The sequence below is a fragment of the Extibacter sp. GGCC_0201 genome, from assembly GCF_017566055.1.
Lineage (GTDB): Bacteria > Bacillota > Clostridia > Lachnospirales > Lachnospiraceae > Extibacter.
Window position 1 is genome coordinate 1 of record NZ_JABFCH010000140.1, and the last position, 226, is coordinate 226.

Consider the following 226-nt stretch of genomic DNA (forward strand, 5'->3'; position numbering starts at 1 on the left):
TGAAGGAAGTGCCGGTGTATCGCTGATGGAATGCACGAACCCGGTTAAAGACAAATGGCGCATCCGCTGGGATGTGCAGGAAAAAGAGAACGGCTCTGCCTCCTACATGGAAGAGGAGTTCGGACACAAGCCTACTGATGAGGAAATCCGCACATTCGTTATGTCATGGTATAACAGCCAGACTGATGCAGCTATCCTATCCGGATTCGCCTATAATGGTGCCCCT

General features: G+C 50.9%; 1 protein-coding gene. It reads left to right on the forward strand.

Annotated elements, in window-relative coordinates; translation table 11 throughout:
- On the forward strand, positions 1 to 226 hold a 226-nt coding region (locus HJV72_RS19015; RefSeq protein ID WP_256435997.1), incomplete at both ends, for a hypothetical protein.